Source organism: Oceaniglobus sp. K40-3 (genome assembly GCF_055808395.1).
Genome location: NZ_JBVVRW010000004.1, coordinates 127341 through 142057 on the forward strand (window position 1 = coordinate 127341; position 14717 = coordinate 142057).

The following is a 14717-nucleotide window of genomic DNA, read 5'->3' on the forward strand; positions in this document are numbered from 1 at the left end:
GCTCACTGGAGGGGGAACGACATCATGATTTTGCGGCCGTTCCTTTCGATCTCGATTCGGGCCATGCCGGATTCGGCAATCACATCGTAAAGCGCGCGGTCTTTTTCCACATCACCGACCGATTGGCCATTCACACTGGTCACGATATCACCTGCCTTTAATCCGGCGCGGTTTACCCCCACGTCGTGTTTGTCGGCGATAATATAGCCATTTTCGCTTGGAACCAAACCAATCTCATCCAAAACCTGAGCCGGGTTCGCATTGATGCGATCCCGCCACATGTCGATGTAATCCTGCGTGGTGACCGGCTGTGCGCGCTGTGCGGCATCCACCTTTTCGCTGATCGACGTGCCCTGTCCCGAGGTGGCAAGCGCCAAAAGACGTTCGGTGCCGGTGGGTACAGTTTCGGTTTCGGCGGCGATTTCCGCGCCAGCGAAATACAGCGTCTGGCGTTTGCCGTTCACGTCCAGAACAACCCTGTCCTGTACGATTTCCGTGATTGTGGTGTTGGGGGCAAGGTCTTCGCCAACCCGATAGTTGCTTTCTTCTCCGGCCACGCGGATCAGCGCCAGCGATCTGTCCGGGTCATCGCGCACGATCACCCCCAGCAGCACAAGATCAAGCGTGGCCGCCGGTGCATCCGGTTCGCTGGAGGGCACGGCGGCCGTGCCAAAAGGCGCCAGCGCAAGGGCCGCGCCAAGATCGGTCTGCGGCGCGGCGTCTGTTTTCTGTTCGCTCAACACCGCGACGGGGGGAATCACCCGGTCATGGCCCGACAGGTGCCAGGTGACCTGCGCACCAATCACCGCGACACTGCCGACGGCGATCAGAATCAGGCAAAGGCGAATCCAACGCCCGCTGCGTGCGCCCGCCGTCATGAAGGTTCTCCTACGTCCAGATATCCGTCCAACAGATACAACGGTTGATCCTCGCCGGCCTTGACCGCCGTGATCGTGACCTTTTCAAGGGCCGGATCGTCGGTTGCGCTGCGTTCGGTGGTCACGTCAAACGTGATGCCGTTGAATTCGATGCTGCCCGGTTCCGGGGTCAGCCCGACGCGCAAGGTGGACAGCGTATAATCGGCGGCCCAGCGTGCCGCAACCCGGTCGCTCAGGTCCGAAATGCGCCGGACGTGCCCCTCTGTCGCTGACAGCAGGGATACCGCCCCCAGCGCAAGAACAGCCATGGCCACCAAGGCCTCGATCAGGGTGAAACCTGCGTCGGCCTGGCGGGTCATAGGTCACTCTCGATCCGCACGGCATTGATGCCATCGAAACGGATGGTTTCCCGCAGCCCGCTGCGCCCGGCCAGCGTAAGGGTTAGCGGCGCGTCGGGAACCGGGCGCATATCATCGCCCAGCACCATCGCGCCTGCGGCCTGGGAAATCGTTACAGTGTCGGGAAGAACATGCAGATCATGCAGGATCGCCAAGGGGTGCGGCGCCCATTCCTGTTCCTTGCGCACTGCAAAACGATACCCATCCTGGCCCCAGACGAAACTGAGCGGCTGGCCGGTCAGAATCACCTCATCCGCGGCGCGATTCAGCCGCGCGACCAGAAGATCGGCCTCGCGCCCGGCCACATCGCCACGCCCGACGCGGCCCAGACTCAGGCCCACGACCCCGGCCATGATGCCGATCAGCACCAGAACCACCAGCACCTCGATCAGGGTCACGCCTGCTGTGCCGTTGCGTTTTGGCGGGGCCGGGTGCATCACTTGGTCTGACCATGGGCGATGTCTGCCGCCGTGCCATCTCCGCCCGGGGCGCCATCGGCCCCCAGCGACATCAGATCATACCCGGCGTTGTCACCGGGCGAGCGGTAAAGATATTCATTGCCCCATGGGTCAACCGGCACCGCGGCCAGATACCCGCCGCTGACCCAATTGCGCGGTTCGGGCGGGGATGTGGGGCGTTCGGCCAATGCCTTGAGACCCTGCGTGGTGGTCGGGTAATTCTGGTTATCAAGGCGGTAAAGTTCCAGCGCCGATCCGACGGCGCGAATGTCGGCCTGCGCGACAGTCACGCGCGCCTCGTCCGGGCGACCGATCACATTGGGCACGATGATCGCAGCCACCAGCGCGATGATCACCAACACAACCATCATTTCGATCAGCGTGACACCGGCATCGGGCACGCGTCCGGATGATGCGGCACTTGCGATGCGCCGCTGCAACCTTTGCCAATGCGCCATGAAACTCTTTCCCTATCTGCTGCGTGGTTTTGTCGATACTATCGCAGGAACAGGTGGGATGAAAAGGTAATAATTCGTGACTAATCAAAGCGTTACCGCGTCAAACGATGCCTCCGGGCAACCCGTTTTTGTGCGCGGGCCAGATACACAGGCCGCTTTGAGGTTCAAACCCGCCACGGCCCTGCTTGAACGCGCCGCGCGCTATAGCGAAACATCGCGTGATCCGGCGCTGCGGCTGGTCCCGGCAGAACTGGTGGGAAGTTACGTCGTGACCTTGCCGAAATCGACGGCAAAACAACGCAACGCCTTGATAACATACGCCGTGGAAGATCGCATCGCGGCGCCGATCGAAACGGTTGCGGTTGTCCAGGGACCGCTGAAATCTGACACGCCGGGGGCGGTTCTGGCCTTTGTAATCGCGCGAAATGTGTTGGCGGGGTTCGATGCTGTCGATGCGCCGCTTTTGCCGGAATTCCTGATGATTCCCCGTCCGGATGCGGGTTTGGGGCCGTGCTGGTCCGTCTGGCGCGAAGGCGACCGGGTGGTGGTGCGCTGTTCCGATGGCTCTGGCTTTGCGGCGACCATGGATATGTTTGCGATCATGTGGGCACGGGGGGCAACCCGGCGTTGCAATCCCTTGGGGCGCCATTGGGAAAAGACCTGCCTGCGCAGGATATATCCACAGCGCCTCCGCCGCCTGACCCCGCCGATATGGCGTTCAGCTTTGCGCGGATGCGCAAGCCGGGAACGTCGGGCATAAGCCTCTGGCGGGGGGCGATCATCACCGTCGCTGTTGCGCTTGTTCTGCAACTTGGTCTGTCGGCGCTGGATACCATGGGGTTGCGCCGGATTGCCGGGGCAGAACGTGAAAAGGCCCAGCTTGCCATCGCAGAGCCGCTGCCGGGCGTCAGCATTGATGGAAACATCACCCCGATCCTGGCGCGGCTTTCACCGAAAACCGCGGGCGCGGCGAAAGGCAGTTTCTTACCCCTGCTCAACGACGTGACGGCAGCTTTGGCCGACGCTGACACGACCGTCAGCTTTCGCAGGCTTGCCTGGGGGGCCGAGGAAAACACCCTTGTGGCGCTGGTACAAGGCGAGGGGCTGGAGGAATTGCAGAAGGTTCAGCAGACGTTGGAGGCCAGCGGGTTCGCCGTGCGCAGCGGGGCGGCAAATGCGGGCAATGGCGGCGCCGAGGTGGAAATGCGCATCAACAGGGGAACTGAACAATGAGTGCTTTCAGCCAACTCAGCGCGCGGGAAAAGGTGCTGATCGTGATGGTGTTGCCTCTGGCGCTGGTCGTCGCCGGATATTATTTTGTCTGGTCCCCGATGCAGGTGGCGCAGGATCAGGCGCGCGCCGATATTTCCGCGTTCCGGCTGGTGCAGGATACGGCGGCCCTTGCCCGGCGGGGCGGCGTGCCGGAACCGAAACTGCGCGATGACACCCCCCTGCCCACCCGCATCACCAGTTCCGCCAGCGAAAAGGGGCTGACCCTGCGGCGCATCGAACCCGAAGGCCAAGGCAGCCGCGTGACCCTGGACGACACGGCCTTTTCCACCGTTTTGGTCTGGCTTGCCGATCTGGAGGATCTGCACGATGTTACGGTCAAATCCATCCAGATTGATCGCCGCCCCGAACCCGGCGTTGTCTCGGCCCGTTTGTTGCTGGAAAGGTTACCATGAGTGATCAGCCAAATTTACCGCGTCTTGCCTATGGGTATGCCCAAAGTAGCGGTGTCGTGTTGGTGGCAGGCGAAACTGGCGCCGTTTGCCATTACCGCGACAACGCCCCGTTCGAGGCATTCATCGAGGCGCAAAGAATCTGCGCCACGCCCCTCACATTCCAAGAGATTTCGGCCGCCGAATTTGAGGCAGCCCTTGGTACGGTGTACCGCGATTCTTCGTCCGAGGCGGCGCAGGTTGCGGCAAGCGTCGATGACGATCTGGCCACGCTGGCCGATACTGCCGCTTCGGTTGACGATCTGCTGGCACAGAATGACGACGCCCCCGTGGTGCGCCTGATCAACGCGCTGTTGCTTGAGGCGGTCAAGGATGGCGCATCGGATGTTCACATCGAAACCGAGGAACGCCGCCTTTTGGTGCGGTTTCGCGTTGACGGGATCTTGCGCGAGGTGATCAGCCCGAAACGCGCACTGGCCCCGTTATTGGTCAGCCGGATCAAGGTGATGGGCAAACTCGACATTGCGGAAAAACGCCTGCCCCAGGATGGCCGGGTGTCGCTGCGGGTGGGGGGTATGATCTTGACGTGCGGATTTCCACCGTGCCGTCGCAATTTGGCGAACGGGTCGTTCTGCGGTTGCTGGACCGGGGGCAAACCCTGCGCGGCATTGATCACCTTGGCCTGTCCGCGCGTGACCTTGCCGCGCTGAAACGCATTCTGGCGCGGCCCGACGGCATGATGTTGGTTACTGGCCCGACCGGCTCGGGGAAAACGACGACGCTTTATGCCGGGCTTGATATGCTGAATGACCGGCAGCGCAATATCATGACCGTCGAAGACCCCATCGAATACACCATGGATGGTGTGGGCCAGATGCAGGTGAACGCCAAAACGGGGTTAAGCTTTGCCCGGGGGCTGCGGGCGATTTTGCGCCAAGACCCGGATGTGATCATGGTGGGCGAAATCAGGGACCGGGAAACGGCACAGATTGCGGTTGAATCCGCAATGACCGGCCACCTTGTGATTTCGACCCTGCACACGAACACCGCCATCGGGGCCGTGGCCCGTCTGGTGGAAATGGGGGTTGAACGGTTTCTTCTTGCGCCGATGTTGCGCGGCCTGATCGCGCAGCGGCTGGTCCGGCAGAATTGTTCCGAATGTCTGGTGGATCATGAAATCACCCAGGCTGAAACTGAGCTGCTGGCCCATAACATCGCGCCGGGCACCATTGTTAAAAGGGGCAAAGGCTGTGATGCCTGTCAGGACAGCGGATTTCGCGGGCGTCTGCCCCTTTACGAGGTGATCGAGATTGACCAGGCGCTTGAGCGGCTGATGCATGAGGGCCAATCCGAAGCGGGGCTTGTGGCCGAGGCGCGCAAACGGGCGCCCGGGATTCTGGGGGACGGGATCGAAAAGATGCGCGCCGGTCTGACCACCGCCCAAGAGGTGGCGCGCGCCGTACACGAAGATGCCGTTGCGCAAGCGGTGCCAGACGATTTGGCGGGGGTATAGATGCCCGCCTTCGCCTATCATGCCCTTGATTCGACTGGAAAAGCCTCAAAGGGGATCATTGAGGCGGCAAGCGCCACGGCGGCGCGCGGTGCCCTGCGCAAGATCAATCTCGCGCCCCTTTCGGTTGAGCCGACCGCCGCGCGCAAAGGCACGAAATCATCGGCATCGCTGATCGGAAAATCGCGCATTTCCCGCCGCGCGCTTACGTTGCTGACACGGCAGTTGGCAACCCTTGTCGGGTCGGGGATCGGGGTGGAACAGGCCCTTAAAACCGTGGCCGACCAAAGCGGCAAACCGGCGGTTTCATCGCTGTTGCTGAACCTGCGCGCCTCGGTTCTGGAAGGGCGCAGTTTCGCGCAGGCGTTGGAGGATTATCCGCAAACCTTTGGCGATTTTTATCGCGCCTCGGTGGCGGCGGGCGAAACATCGGGCCAGTTGGGGCAGGTCATGGACCACCTGTCGAGCTTTGTGGAAACCCGCGCCAAGAACCGCCAGACGGTGCAATTGGCGCTGCTCTATCCAACCATCCTTGCCATTGTTTCATTGCTGGTGATCGTCGCGCTGCTCACCTTTGTGGTGCCCGATATTGTGCGGGTGTTCACGTCGCGGGGCGCCGAGCTTCCTTTTCTGACCCGCGCCTTGATCACCGTCAGCAGCGTCATCAATCAATGGGGGCTGGTCGTGGCTGGCGGGCTTGCCGGAGTGGCGATGGCCATTGCCGCGCTTTTGCGCCAGCCGGACATTCGCCTGCGCTGGCATCGGTTCTTGTCGCGCTTTCCGTTGACGCGGGGATTTTCGCTCAAGGTGAATGCGGTGCAATTTGCCGGCACATTGGCCACGCTCACGGTCAGCCGCGTTCCGCTGGTCGATGCCTTGGCGGCGGCGGCGCGGACTGTGCCGAACCTGCATATTCGCGCCAAGGTTACCCAGGCAACCGCAAGGGTGCGCGAAGGGATGGCCCTGTCACGGGCGCTGGATGAGGCCGGGGTTTTCCCGCCCATGCTGATCGCCATGGTCACCAGCGGCGAGGCGGGCGGAGTGCTGGGCGATACCCTGAGCCGCGCGGCAGACGATCAGGAACGGGATCTTAACGCGCTGGTCGCGGCTTTGGTGGCGCTGGTCGAACCGGCGGTGCTGTTGGTGATGGGCGGAATCGTGATGCTGTTGGTTCTGTCGATCCTGTTGCCCATCGTGAACCTGAACAATCTGGTGAACTAGAACGGATATTCAACCACCATGGGACCACCCGTCGGCATACCGGGAACAAGCGTGGCGCCTTCCGGCTCGATCCGCAGGATGATGCGCCGGTCGCCCGATACCGTGACCTGCGCCAGCCTGCCGTCCCGGTCGCGCAACGCGCCGATGGCGTCAAATTGTTGGGTGCTCAGATCAAGGGTCATCTGCGGCACGCTGGTGTCGCGGCCCAGAAAATCCTGGCAACTGCCCGCATCGAACGAAACAGCGCCAGAGGCCGCCACCGCGCCGCGCCACCACCACGCCACCTCCTGCACATCGACGACCGCGCGCGAGGTGCAGTTTTTCAGCGCCATATCAGGGAAAAGAGCAAGAAGCCCGGGGCCGGCACGCCCCAGTATATCGGTGCCGCTGACCGACCATGGGGTTATGGTCGCAACCCCCGTAAGCCGCGTGTCAGGCCCCTGCAATGTCCAGTCTGCCACACCCTGTGCGGCAAACAGCGGCCAGCCGCGCACCTGCCAGTCAAGCGAATATCCGCCGCTCAGACTGGCGCGACCCTGCCACACGCCACCATATAAACCTGTGACTTGCCCGGGGATTGCGATAACTTCGCGCAGGGCAGAAACAGGTAGGGTCACCAACATCGCCGCCGCATAAATCAGGAACGCAAAACATGCCAACAGGATCACTGAAATCGCCAGCCGAATACGCCCGCGAAATGTCCGGGGGGTGATGTCTCGTCGGGGGGTGCTGTTGGGTCTGGGTGGGTCATCTGCTCTGTTTGGTTTGGCGGGGTGTAGCGGGCTTTCTCTGGGCGGACAGGATGATCTGCCACCAGCGGGCACCGTGGGAAAGGCTGCATTGCTGGCCCCACTGTCCGGGCCGCGCAGTGCAATAGGCCAGATTATGGAGACCGCCGCAAGCCTTGGGGGCAATACCACGGGCGCCGATGCGGAAGTTGCCGTCGTGGATGCGGGCAGCGATGACGCAACAGCCGTAAGAGCCGCCACAGCCGCCGTTGCCAGCGGGGCGCAAATGATTCTCGGGCCGCTGTTTTCGGGGCAAAGCGTTGCGGTGGCCAATGCCGTCGGGCGCAATGTGCCGGTTGTGTCCTTGTCCAATGACAGTTCGATCGCAGCGCCAAACCTTTTTGTCTTTGGCATAACGCCGATGCAATCGGCAAAGTCGGTGCTTGGCTTTGCCGCCAGCCGGGGCAAGCGCAATATCGTGACGCTCGTGCCGCCGGGCGCGTTTGGCGCCCTGTCTGCGGCGGCGGCCCAATCCGTGGCGGCCAGCGCAGGCATAACCATGCCCGCACCCGTGACCCTTGCGTCCGGTTCGGGCGCGGTGGCGGCGGTGCAAAATGCGAACGGCGGCAAATTGCCGGATGCGGTCTATCTGCCGGTTGTTGGTGGCCCGTTCAAGGAACAGGCAGCCGCGCTCAGCAAGGCAGGGGTTCAGTTGTTGGGGTCGGAACAATGGGGCTCGATCACACCTTACCGGGTTTCGGCCTTGCACGGCGGATGGTTTGCCGCCCCCGACCCGATTCAGTTCGAAGCCTTCGCAACCGCCCTTGAGAAAGCCGGGCAAAGCGATGCGGGCGTGGTCGCCGGGCTGACGTTTGATGTGGTTGAAATGGCCCGCATCCTTGGCCGTCTTGGGCGGCAAAATCAAAAAGGGCTGTTGCGCGACGCGGGGTTTGACGGGGTTCTCGGGCCGTACCGGTTTCAGAAGAACGGCCAATGTGAACGCGCCCTTGCCATTCTCAGCGTGACCAGCAGCGCAACCAACCTTATCGGGTCCACCTCCGTATGAACGGGCCGCGGGATCATGAGGCCGGCATCACCCTGGTGGAAATGCTGGTGGCCCTTGTGATCTTTGCGCTGGTTGGGTTGGCGTCCTTTACAACGCTGGATACGATCCTGAAGGTGCGCGAACGCACCGACGGCAGGCTGGAACGACTGGCCCGGTTGGACCGCGCCCTTCTGATTTTTGGCCGGGACATGGCCCAAAGCGACCCAAAGGCGATCACGCTTGATGATAACGTGCTGACGGCGCTTGGCCCGGGCGGGCGTGAACAGCAAAGCTATCGTTTGAGCGAACAGGATTTGCACCGTCAAATAGGTGAGAAAAACGCCGGCTCCCCCTTGAACAGGCCTTGATCGGCGATGTGAAAGACGTTCGGTTTCGGGTGCTCGACCCGGACCGGGAATGGCGCGACAGTTGGCCCGACGCAACCGCGCGCGCGGCGCTGGCCGTGGATATGGTCATTCACCTTGCCGGCGGCGAAACCCTCAGGCGGCTGGTTGCACTGCCGCAGCCGTTCCCCGAATGAAACAGGATTCGGGCGTCATTCTGGTAAGCGTGCTGGTCACTCTGGCGATCGGGGCGGCGATTGTCGTGCTGATGTTCACGTCACAGGAAAACCTGACGGATCGCACCCGCCGCGCGGCGGACATCACCCAGGCCGAAGCCCTGACGTTGGGCGCAGAGGCATCATTGGTGACGGCATTGCGCCGCGATATGGTAACCGCGCCCGACACCGATCATTTTCAAGAACCTTGGGCGCTTGCCACGCAGAAAGAGGTGGCGTTGGCCAGCGGCAGGTTTTCAATCTCGGTCACGGATGCCCGGTCACGGTTTGATCTTAACGCGCTCGCCGCCGGGCGACTGGCGCAACAACAGATGTTTGCTCGTCTGACCAAGGCGATCGGCCTGCCCGACCGGGTTGCGGCAGAAGTAATTTCGCAACTGGTGCAGCGCGGCCCGGTTCAGGATTTATCTGAAATCAACGGGTTGGATGCACAGGACCGCGCGGTTCTGTCCGACTATGTAAGCCTCTTGCCCCAGGCCGGACCCATCAACGTGAACACAGCCAGCGAGGTGGTGATTGCCGCTGTGCTCGGCTCGGCCAGCAGCGCGCGGCAATTGGTCAAATCCCGGGAACGCAAAGGGTTTTTGACCCGGGGGATATGACCGACGCAGGCGTGATTGCGATGAACGGCGTTGGGTTCACCTCGCAGATTTTCGATGTGCGAAGCACCGCAGAGGTGGATGGTGTCAGCCTGACGCTGACCTCGCGGCTTTTGCGCAAGACCCGGCTTGGCCAGAAAAACGTCTTTGTCATTTCGCGGAAATTCGGCAGCGGCTGGGCGGATCGCGAACCGCTGGCGCCGCCACCTCTGCGCCCCTGACCCTGCGGCGCAATAAAAAACGCGACCATCCCGAGGGACAGTCGCGTTGCAGTTTATCAGGGCGCGAGGGAGGGCGCGCCCTGAATCCCGTTACGGGTTGAACGGTTCACGTTCTGGCGTCAGGTTGAACGCGATGTTTCCCAAGGGAAGCGGTTCGTCGTTTCGGTCTTGTCCAAAGATGCGGGCAAAGTCAGCCCCCAGACTTTCCAAACCATTTGCCACCCCGTCGCTACCGCAGGCGACAAGGATGCCGGCGCAGACCGCTAGGATTGAGATATTCTTCAACATTGGAATTCTCCTTTCCGTTGCAATCAATTATCGGGCGAACCGGCCAGCGGTGTGTTCAGATAGGGGAACACGGTCTGGAACTCGGTCGCACGCAGGGGCGCGCCATCGGTCAGCGGAACAAGACCCGCAGGTGCGATAGTGGCAGGATCACCCTCGCCGCACAACCCCAGGTTGATGCTGTCTTCGGCAGTCGGGTCGCCGCTGACTTCCTGACCAAGGGGTACATTGTGACACAGGCGGCCCATCATGACGCGCAGCGCCAGATCAACCGTGTCATCGCCAATGCGACGGCCATTCGGGAACCCACCCAGATCCTCGGCCAAAAGGCCAAAGGTGTTCTGTTGCGCGGCGGGTGTTGCCGGGAACGTCGTGTTCAGGCGCAGCATTTCCGAAAGATCGGTTTCCGGGTCAAAGCCTTGTGGCTGGTTCACACCCGGGAAACCGCTGAGGAATGCCGTAACCAGATCATTGCGCGGAAAGTTGGACGGCGCGATGTTGTCGGTCCCGAATTCACTGTTTGCGTTGAACAATGCGTTGATCAGCGCGGGCAATGTCGGGTTGGTTACATAAACGGCAAGTGCCTCGTCGATGGTCGGCTCGGCTGCGTTGAACAGATCCTTGTCGGGCAGGCCGATCACCACTTCGTTCACAAGCGGGTTCGACAGGCGCGATTGTTGCACCCAGGCGCCGCCATACTTCGACGTTTCCTCATAGCTCGGGCTTGGGTCTTCCAGCTCGGCCTGGGGCAGGCTGGCGGTGGTCCAGGCACCGATCACCGGTTCGTCACCCTGGGTCAGACAGGAAATCGGAACTTCAAGAGCGATCGCCGTGACATTCGCTTTGCCGATCAGATCGTCATTTGCACGATCCTGCACGATGCCGCCCGGGTTGAAATTGGGATCGTTGTACTGGGGCCATGCGGCGGAATCGGGGCCCTGGATCGGCACCAGATTCACGAGGTCAAAGATTTCGCCAAGGTTCACGGCAAAGGCTTCGGCACGCTGGCCGACAAAGACACGGCCCGGGTCGCAATCAGGGATGTTCACGTTGTCATAAACATAGGCATTGGCATAGTCGGCATAGTTGGGAAGCGTCTTGTTCCCGACGTTATCCAGCGGTTTGGTAAAGGTCGCGCCGCTGGCGTTGGTTAACGCCGCACGTTCACCGCTGCGCCGGTCACCGGTGATCTTGGTGACTGTATAAGTTTCAGTTTCACCCAGGCCCGCGTTTGGCTGTGCCTTGGTGACCTGACCCGCAGCCCGCAGCGGAATCGAAACCATTTCGCCGCCAATATCCAGCTGGATGCCGGTCTTGTCGCGCAGATTGTTGTCAAACTGGAACTGGAAGGTGATTTCTTCCTCGGCGTCGTGGTCGTTGCTGATATGAATCTCATAGATCGCGTCAGGATCCATCGTGAAATAATTCGGGCCACCATTGGGCGCCTGCAAGGGCTGATAGTTGGCGATCAGCGTCACATAATCGCCACGGCCCGGTTCATAGCTTTTGAACATGTAAAAATCGGTCGCGTCGATCTTGGGCTGTTCGGTGATGCCCGGCGCTTCGCGGTGTGACGACGCGGATGCCAATGTCGCAGTCAGGCACAGCGCGCTTGCACATGTGCCCCGTAACAAAGTGTGGATGGAAATATTCATTTTTCACTCCCAGTGTATGCGTTCAAGGCTTTCGTTGCTCTTTCAGAGCAAGATCGAACTGCGGTCGGTAACAAGATGCTCCCGCACAATCGAAGCCACGGACGCACCCTGGAATAGTTTCGAAATTGCCAAAAAGATTTTATTGTTTTCTCAGGTGGTCATGAAAAAGTAGGCGGGATGAACAGCTTGTCAAATCTACCGCCGGTTTTATTTGCGGTCGCCACGCTTGTCCTTGGGGGGGTGTTGGCCCGCCTTGTCGTGATCGACATCCGAACGCGGCGCTTGCCCGACCGCTTTACCCTGCCGTTGATTTTGCTGGGTCTCGGGATAAACGCTTATGGCGTCGGGGGATTGCCGACAGTCGCGATCTGGGGCGCAATCACGGGGTATCTGGTGTTCTGGGTGATCGGTGCGGTTTATTTCCGCGCCCGCGGCGCCGAGGGGTTGGGCATGGGCGACGCCAAGCTGTTGGCGGCGGCGGGGGCCTGGCTTGGGGTTGGTGCATTGCCGCTGGTGGTGCTGGTGTCTGCCGGATGCGCCTTGGTCTTTGCGCTGGCGGGTGGGTTGCGTGCCAGGGATAACCTTGCATTCGGTCCATGGCTTGCCGCTGGGTTTTTCCTGCTGTGGGTCATCGGGCCGATTGTGCCAGAGTGGTTGTAGATACAGCATGAATGGCCCGGTTCCCGCCTCAGACCAGCGGCGCCAACCTTTCCCAAAGCCAGTAAACCCCGATCACGCCGGCGCCCAGGCTGCCCCCCAAAGAAGCCCCCGACCCCCCCGAAGCATAAAGAGTGCGGGCATGGTGATCAGAACGATGCCGACCTGCGCCGCCTCGATCCCGATGTTGAACCCCACAAGGGCCACGGCCAACCCGCCCCCCGTCAGTTGCAGGGCGCCAAGGGCCGTTGCAAAGCCAAAACCGTGAATGATGCCGAAAAATGCAGCCACAGCAGCGCGCGGCGCCGGAATGAACGGTTTGATATTGTCCACGGCCGTCACGACAATGGACAGGGCGATCAGGATCGTGATCAGGTCGGTCGGCGGCCGCAAAAGATCGGTCGTGGCCGCCGTCAGGGTCATCGCATGGGCGACGGTAAATCCGGTGATCGCGGTCAGCACGCCTATGGCCGCCTTGCGCGCCTGCCCCTGTGCGCCGCAAACGGCGGGCAGCATCAGCGCCAAAAGGAACACGATATGGTCCGCGCCCTCTAACAGGTGTTCCACCCCGGCTTGAAAATAGCTCCAGAATGCGGCCAGCATCCCCCCTGAATTGCCGGAAACAACCACCTCTGGGTCATCCCGGCTGAGGACGGTCGTGGTGGTCTGGCCCGCAACAAGGGCAGACACAAACATCCGGTGATCCGGGTCGATGTCATAAAACAGGCGCGATCTGACGGTCAGCGCGGCGGTTGCGCTGGGGCAGGTGCCTGACATCTCCAGATCGAGATAATCCACGCCCCCCTCGCGCGAGGTGTCGGCCCGCTGGAAGGTCAGCGCGCAAGGCCCTTCTGCATCAAGGGAAAAACCGGCCTGAATGAATGCTGCAACCGCATCCTGGCGGCGCCGGACCTCGCCCCAGGTGATCTTGCCATCCAGATCCTCGTCCATCCAGACGGCCACCTCGACATCGCGAAACGCCACGCGAAACCGGGCGTCGATTGCGGCGCCGCTGCGCTGAATCGTGACATAGGACCGGGTGGTTTCATGGGCATGGGCAGGCGCGCTGAACGACAGGATCAGCGCCAGCCAGACGACAGAGATGGTGCAAAGAGATGAAAGCCGCATCATTGGGCTGCCTGGCGAACGGCATCGGGAATGCGCAGGGTCGGGACCGAAACATCCTGTGCCTTGATCCAGTCAAGTACCGGCGCGGCCTCTTGGGGTTGCCCGGCGGCGGTGGCGGCATCAATCAAAAGCTGTGCATCCTCAATTTCGTGCTGGAGGTTCCAGTTCACCTTTGCCCGTGCCAGCGCCGCGCCGGGATCGTCGGCGAGCCAGAGAAAATACATGGTTTCTTCCCGCGCGTGGGCCTTCAGCCCCAGATCAAGGTTGAGGCGAACGCGGCGCGCCATTTCCTTGGTTGCCGGGGGGGCGATGGATTGCCGGTTCAACTGACGCGCGGCCAGCGCCCGCCGGATCAGAACGCCGTCCACATCCGGCGCGGCGGCGAGCAGGGTCAAAACCTCTGTTGGCGCGTTCTGCCGCAACAGAAGATCCGCAAGAAGCAATCGTTCGCGGATCGCCGCCGGATTTTCCGCCAGAACCGCCTCAAACCATGTGCGTGCGGTTGCATCATCACCGCGCAGCGCCGCAATTTCACCAAGCAACCCCGACGCCCAGCCTGTCAACCCCGGGTTGAGCAGGCCTGGGCGGCTCAGCAGTGCGCCAAGCCGCTGGGCGATCGCGGGGGCCTGTGAGGTTAGCAAAAGCGCGGTCGATTGACACAAAAGCCCGACCTGCGGGCGTTGCAGACGGGAAATCCGGTGGCAATCCGCAACTGCCACATCGAACCGGCCAAGAACGGTGTGGATGGTGGCGCGGGTCAGCAAGGCGTTGACGTCGCGGGGGTCGAGTTTGATTGCATGGTTAAGAAGGCCCAGTGCCCCGTCAAAGTCATGCTGATACTGGCGCGCCGTTGCCTCTATATACAGTGTTTCGGCGTCGGGGTTGGCCAGGAAAGGGCGCAATATGCCGATGGCCCCGCCCACCAGCCGGGAATCGCCCTGTGCGCGCCCTTCGGAAATCAGGATGCGCGCCGCGGATTTGGCAAGGGGCAGATCGTCCGGTTTGGCCCGGCTTGCCCGCAGACTGCCAAGCAGCTCGGGGGAGTGTTGGCGCTTTGCAGTCTGAAGCGTCGCGACCACGGTGTCGTCGGTCCTTGGCGTCCCTTCTCCACCATCCGGCCGCACGGATACGGCGGCAAGCACCACAAGCAGAATTGCGGCAGCGACGATTACAACCGTGCCAGACAGATTGCGTTGGCCCTGAATCTGCGTCAC

The 14717-nt window shown here is 61.7% G+C and carries 21 protein-coding genes; 12 read left to right on the forward strand and 9 right to left on the reverse strand.

Annotated elements, in window-relative coordinates; all coding sequences use genetic code 11:
• Positions 1-2: 2 nt before the first annotated feature.
• The 4 genes from AC0L7P_RS20000 to gspG are packed head-to-tail and all read right to left on the reverse strand — an operon-like array spanning position 3 to position 2192.
• A complete protein-coding gene (locus AC0L7P_RS20000) occupies positions 3-878 on the reverse strand; it encodes a type II secretion system protein N (RefSeq protein ID WP_473435885.1) in 876 nt (291 codons plus the stop codon).
• On the reverse strand, positions 875-1237 hold the full coding sequence (gene gspI / locus AC0L7P_RS20005; RefSeq protein ID WP_473435886.1) for a type II secretion system minor pseudopilin GspI: 363 nt from the start codon (positions 1235-1237) through the stop codon (positions 875-877). The genes AC0L7P_RS20000 and gspI overlap by 4 nt, the downstream gene beginning before the upstream one ends.
• Positions 1234-1713 (reverse strand): prepilin-type N-terminal cleavage/methylation domain-containing protein, encoded by a 480-nt coding sequence (locus AC0L7P_RS20010; protein WP_473436227.1) that lies wholly within the window; start codon positions 1711-1713, stop codon positions 1234-1236. Before AC0L7P_RS20010 ends, gspI begins: the two co-directional genes overlap by 4 nt.
• Complete coding sequence (gene gspG / locus AC0L7P_RS20015; RefSeq protein ID WP_473435887.1) at positions 1713-2192, reverse strand: type II secretion system major pseudopilin GspG; 480 nt, start codon at positions 2190-2192, stop codon at positions 1713-1715. Before gspG ends, AC0L7P_RS20010 begins: the two co-directional genes overlap by 1 nt.
• A 76-nt stretch (positions 2193-2268) precedes the next feature.
• On the opposite strand from gspG, the gene AC0L7P_RS20020 reads away from it, so the two are divergent.
• From AC0L7P_RS20020 to gspF, 6 genes are read left to right on the forward strand one after another with little or no spacing between them, the layout of a single operon-like run.
• Entirely contained in the window at positions 2269-2952 is a 684-nt protein-coding gene (locus AC0L7P_RS20020) for a type II secretion system protein GspL (RefSeq protein ID WP_473435888.1), read from the forward strand.
• Complete coding sequence (locus AC0L7P_RS20025) at positions 2904-3425, forward strand: GspL/Epsl periplasmic domain-containing protein (RefSeq protein WP_473435889.1); 522 nt, start codon at positions 2904-2906, stop codon at positions 3423-3425. The genes AC0L7P_RS20020 and AC0L7P_RS20025 overlap by 49 nt, the downstream gene beginning before the upstream one ends.
• On the forward strand, positions 3422-3877 hold the full coding sequence (gene gspM, locus AC0L7P_RS20030) for a type II secretion system protein GspM (protein WP_473435890.1): 456 nt from the start codon (positions 3422-3424) through the stop codon (positions 3875-3877). Before AC0L7P_RS20025 ends, gspM begins: the two co-directional genes overlap by 4 nt.
• Positions 3874-4584: a GspE/PulE family protein gene (locus AC0L7P_RS20035; protein WP_473435891.1), complete on the forward strand. Its 711-nt coding sequence runs from the start codon at positions 3874-3876 to the stop codon at positions 4582-4584. The genes gspM and AC0L7P_RS20035 overlap by 4 nt, the downstream gene beginning before the upstream one ends.
• On the forward strand, positions 4467-5387 hold the full coding sequence (locus AC0L7P_RS20040) for a GspE/PulE family protein (protein ID WP_473436228.1): 921 nt from the start codon (positions 4467-4469) through the stop codon (positions 5385-5387). Before AC0L7P_RS20035 ends, AC0L7P_RS20040 begins: the two co-directional genes overlap by 118 nt.
• Positions 5388-6605, forward strand: a complete 1218-nt coding sequence (gspF, locus tag AC0L7P_RS20045) for a type II secretion system inner membrane protein GspF (protein ID WP_473435892.1) — start codon at positions 5388-5390, stop codon at positions 6603-6605.
• Here the strand turns inward: gspF and AC0L7P_RS20050 are convergent.
• Positions 6602-7273 carry a hypothetical protein gene (locus AC0L7P_RS20050; protein ID WP_473435893.1) on the reverse strand — a complete coding sequence of 224 codons (672 nt, stop codon included), beginning with the start codon at positions 7271-7273 and terminating at the stop codon, positions 6602-6604. The two genes, gspF and AC0L7P_RS20050, sit on opposite strands and share 4 nt — an antisense overlap.
• Before the next feature lie 43 nt (positions 7274-7316).
• On the opposite strand from AC0L7P_RS20050, the gene AC0L7P_RS20055 reads away from it, so the two are divergent.
• The 5 genes from AC0L7P_RS20055 to AC0L7P_RS20075 are packed head-to-tail and all read left to right on the forward strand — an operon-like array spanning position 7317 to position 9778.
• Entirely contained in the window at positions 7317-8399 is a 1083-nt protein-coding gene (locus AC0L7P_RS20055; protein ID WP_473436229.1) for an ABC transporter substrate-binding protein, read from the forward strand.
• On the forward strand, positions 8396-8746 hold the full coding sequence (locus AC0L7P_RS20060; protein WP_473435894.1) for a PulJ/GspJ family protein: 351 nt from the start codon (positions 8396-8398) through the stop codon (positions 8744-8746). Before AC0L7P_RS20055 ends, AC0L7P_RS20060 begins: the two co-directional genes overlap by 4 nt.
• The gene (locus AC0L7P_RS20065) at positions 8743-8919 is read left to right on the forward strand and encodes a type II secretion system protein GspJ (RefSeq protein ID WP_473435895.1); all 177 of its coding nucleotides are present in this window, start codon (positions 8743-8745) and stop codon (positions 8917-8919) included. Before AC0L7P_RS20060 ends, AC0L7P_RS20065 begins: the two co-directional genes overlap by 4 nt.
• Positions 8916-9560 (forward strand): type II secretion system minor pseudopilin, encoded by a 645-nt coding sequence (locus tag AC0L7P_RS20070; RefSeq protein WP_473435896.1) that lies wholly within the window; start codon positions 8916-8918, stop codon positions 9558-9560. Before AC0L7P_RS20065 ends, AC0L7P_RS20070 begins: the two co-directional genes overlap by 4 nt.
• The gene (locus AC0L7P_RS20075; RefSeq protein WP_473435897.1) at positions 9557-9778 is read left to right on the forward strand and encodes a hypothetical protein; all 222 of its coding nucleotides are present in this window, start codon (positions 9557-9559) and stop codon (positions 9776-9778) included. Before AC0L7P_RS20070 ends, AC0L7P_RS20075 begins: the two co-directional genes overlap by 4 nt.
• 90 nt (positions 9779-9868) lie before the next feature.
• On the opposite strand, the gene AC0L7P_RS20080 is transcribed toward AC0L7P_RS20075, so the two are convergent.
• Together AC0L7P_RS20080 and AC0L7P_RS20085 are read right to left on the reverse strand one after the other, a co-directional pair.
• Positions 9869-10066, reverse strand: coding sequence for a hypothetical protein (locus AC0L7P_RS20080; RefSeq protein ID WP_473435898.1), 198 nt, complete (start codon positions 10064-10066; stop codon positions 9869-9871).
• Between the two features lie 23 nt (positions 10067-10089).
• On the reverse strand, positions 10090-11718 hold the full coding sequence (locus tag AC0L7P_RS20085; protein WP_473435899.1) for a DUF4331 domain-containing protein: 1629 nt from the start codon (positions 11716-11718) through the stop codon (positions 10090-10092).
• A gap of 177 nt (positions 11719-11895) precedes the next feature.
• Here AC0L7P_RS20085 and AC0L7P_RS20090 point away from each other — a divergent pair, with 177 nt between their 5' ends.
• Entirely contained in the window at positions 11896-12378 is a 483-nt protein-coding gene (locus AC0L7P_RS20090) for a prepilin peptidase (protein WP_473435900.1), read from the forward strand.
• A 72-nt stretch (positions 12379-12450) separates the two neighbouring features.
• On the opposite strand, the gene AC0L7P_RS20095 is transcribed toward AC0L7P_RS20090, so the two are convergent.
• On the reverse strand, positions 12451-13506 hold the full coding sequence (locus tag AC0L7P_RS20095) for a HupE/UreJ family protein (protein ID WP_473435901.1): 1056 nt from the start codon (positions 13504-13506) through the stop codon (positions 12451-12453).
• Complete coding sequence (locus tag AC0L7P_RS20100) at positions 13503-14717, reverse strand: tetratricopeptide repeat protein (RefSeq protein WP_473435902.1); 1215 nt, start codon at positions 14715-14717, stop codon at positions 13503-13505. The genes AC0L7P_RS20095 and AC0L7P_RS20100 overlap by 4 nt, the downstream gene beginning before the upstream one ends.

Excerpts from the sequence above, each read along its gene's own strand:
- AC0L7P_RS20000 (WP_473435885.1), bottom strand. The coding sequence starts at position 878 with ATGACGGCGGGCGCACGCAGCGGGCGTTGGATTCGCCTTTGCCTGATT.
- gspI (WP_473435886.1), bottom strand. The coding sequence starts at position 1,237 with ATGACCCGCCAGGCCGACGCAGGTTTCACCCTGATCGAGGCCTTGGTG.
- AC0L7P_RS20010 (WP_473436227.1), bottom strand. The coding sequence starts at position 1,713 with ATGCACCCGGCCCCGCCAAAACGCAACGGCACAGCAGGCGTGACCCTG.
- gspG (WP_473435887.1), bottom strand. The coding sequence starts at position 2,192 with ATGGCGCATTGGCAAAGGTTGCAGCGGCGCATCGCAAGTGCCGCATCA.
- AC0L7P_RS20025 (WP_473435889.1), top strand. The coding sequence starts at position 2,904 with ATGGCGTTCAGCTTTGCGCGGATGCGCAAGCCGGGAACGTCGGGCATA.
- gspM (WP_473435890.1), top strand. The coding sequence starts at position 3,422 with ATGAGTGCTTTCAGCCAACTCAGCGCGCGGGAAAAGGTGCTGATCGTG.
- AC0L7P_RS20035 (WP_473435891.1), top strand. The coding sequence starts at position 3,874 with ATGAGTGATCAGCCAAATTTACCGCGTCTTGCCTATGGGTATGCCCAA.
- gspF (WP_473435892.1), top strand. The coding sequence starts at position 5,388 with ATGCCCGCCTTCGCCTATCATGCCCTTGATTCGACTGGAAAAGCCTCA.
- AC0L7P_RS20055 (WP_473436229.1), top strand. The coding sequence starts at position 7,317 with ATGTCTCGTCGGGGGGTGCTGTTGGGTCTGGGTGGGTCATCTGCTCTG.
- AC0L7P_RS20060 (WP_473435894.1), top strand. The coding sequence starts at position 8,396 with ATGAACGGGCCGCGGGATCATGAGGCCGGCATCACCCTGGTGGAAATG.
- AC0L7P_RS20070 (WP_473435896.1), top strand. The coding sequence starts at position 8,916 with ATGAAACAGGATTCGGGCGTCATTCTGGTAAGCGTGCTGGTCACTCTG.
- AC0L7P_RS20075 (WP_473435897.1), top strand. The coding sequence starts at position 9,557 with ATGACCGACGCAGGCGTGATTGCGATGAACGGCGTTGGGTTCACCTCG.
- AC0L7P_RS20080 (WP_473435898.1), bottom strand. The coding sequence starts at position 10,066 with ATGTTGAAGAATATCTCAATCCTAGCGGTCTGCGCCGGCATCCTTGTC.
- AC0L7P_RS20085 (WP_473435899.1), bottom strand. The coding sequence starts at position 11,718 with ATGAATATTTCCATCCACACTTTGTTACGGGGCACATGTGCAAGCGCG.
- AC0L7P_RS20090 (WP_473435900.1), top strand. The coding sequence starts at position 11,896 with ATGAACAGCTTGTCAAATCTACCGCCGGTTTTATTTGCGGTCGCCACG.
- AC0L7P_RS20095 (WP_473435901.1), bottom strand. The coding sequence starts at position 13,506 with ATGATGCGGCTTTCATCTCTTTGCACCATCTCTGTCGTCTGGCTGGCG.